Below are 1,282 nucleotides of genomic sequence, written 5' to 3'. Positions count from 1 at the left end.
ATACCGCCGGCGTAACCGGCCTGGCCCGCGCCGCTGGCGGCGGCGCCATTGCCGCCGACGCCACCGGCCCCGCCGGCGCCGGCCACCCCCGCGTTGCCGGCGACGCCGCCGGTGTTGGCGAAGCCGCCGCTGCCGGCGTCGCCACCGCGCCCACCGGTTCCACCATTGCCCGCCGTGCCCAGCGTGCCGGTGCCGCCCGCGCCGCCGGCGCCGCCCACCCCGCCATTGCCGCCGGTACCGCTGGCAACGCTGCTGAAGCCGCCGGTGTTCACACCTCCGATGCCGCCCTGTCCGCCCTGTCCGCCGTTGCCGCCGAACCCACCGGTGATGTTGATGGCGCCGCTCCCGCCGGCTCCGCCCGCGCCGCCGCTGCCACCCGCCCCGGCCGCGCCGCCATTCGCGGAGGCACCCGCACCATTACCCGCATTGCCGCCGCCACCGCCGGCACCGCCCCTGCCGCCGTCGCCGCCGGTGGCGGTAGTTGCTGCAGGGCCCGTCTTGCCAGCTCCGCCATCGCCGCCGCGGCCGCCGGCGCCACCGGCGCCGTTGGTGCCGCCCGCATCGGCGTTGCCGCCGTTACCGCCCTGACCACCCTGGCCACCGTCGAAGCCTGCCTGACCCGTGCCGGTTCCGGCGGCACCGGTGCCGCCGGAACCGGCACGGGTCAGGCAGGCTTCGACGGTGGCCAGGGTGGTCAGGGCGGTAACGGCGGCAACGCCGATGCGGGCGGCACCAACGGCGCCGGTGGCGCCGGCGGCCGCGGCGGCGATGGCGGAGCTGGCAAGACGGGCCCTGCAGCAACTACCGCCACCGGCGGCGACGGCGGCAGGGGCGGTGCCGGCGGTGGCGGCGGCAATGCGGGTAATGGTGCGGGTGCCTCCGCGAATGGCGGCGCGGCCGGGGCGGGTGGCAGCGGCGGCGCGGGCGGAGCCGGCGGGAGCGGCGCCATCAACATCACCGGTGGGTTCGGCGGCAACGGCGGACAGGGCGGACAGGGCGGCATCGGAGGTGTGAACACCGGCGGCTTCAGCAGCGTTGCCAGCGGTACCGGCGGCAATGGCGGGGTGGGCGGCGCCGGCGGCGCGGGCGGCACCGGCACGCTGGGCACGGCGGGCAATGGTGGAACCGGTGGGCGCGGTGGCGACGCCGGCAGCGGCGGCTTCGCCAACACCGGCGGCGTCGCCGGCAACGCGGGGGTGGCCGGCGCCGGCGGGGCCGGTGGCGTCGGCGGCAATGGCGCCGCCGCCAGCGGCGCGGGCCAGGCCGGTTACGCCGGCGGTAT

The 1,282-nt window shown here is 79.1% G+C and carries 1 pseudogene; it reads right to left on the bottom strand.

The window, feature by feature from the left end:
- Nucleotides 1–1,282, bottom strand: a pseudogene (locus AO501_RS40530) (PE family protein); the annotation flags it as partial.

Source organism: Mycobacterium gordonae, from assembly GCF_001417955.2.
In the GTDB taxonomy this organism is placed as follows: Bacteria; Actinomycetota; Actinomycetes; order Mycobacteriales; family Mycobacteriaceae; genus Mycobacterium; species Mycobacterium gordonae_B.
The sequence above is the reverse complement of the archived record's forward strand: the minus strand, read 5'-3'. Positions and strand labels throughout refer to the sequence as shown.